Source organism: Hoeflea sp. BAL378 (genome assembly GCF_000759435.1).
Taxonomy (GTDB): domain Bacteria; phylum Pseudomonadota; class Alphaproteobacteria; order Rhizobiales; family Rhizobiaceae; genus Hoeflea.
This window is the reverse complement of sequence record NZ_JRJG01000210.1, coordinates 1-225: the sequence shown is the minus strand read 5'-3', so window position 1 is coordinate 225 and position 225 is coordinate 1. Positions and strand designations below refer to the sequence as shown.

The 225-nt window shown below is 54.7% G+C and carries 1 pseudogene; it reads right to left on the bottom strand.

Going from position 1 to position 225, the window contains the following annotated elements:
- Nucleotides 1–225: pseudogene (locus tag LL06_RS27810) on the bottom strand (aldo/keto reductase); the annotation flags it as partial.

Here is a 225-nt window from a genome sequence, read left to right as displayed (position 1 = left end):
CTTTTGTCGTGGGTTTGATGAGGGTCCGCGCCAGATACCAGAAGAAAGACAAGTCGTGGAATGACCCGATCTTTCGACTGACCAGGTGCCCCTGAGCGAGGACAGTGCCGATAGCAACCCCGATGCCGGCATCAGCCAATTTGTTGATGATCTCGTTGCGGTCGAGCTGGAGGACGTTGGCGTCAATGAGAACCATGTCAAACACATCGGGGTACTTGGCGATCT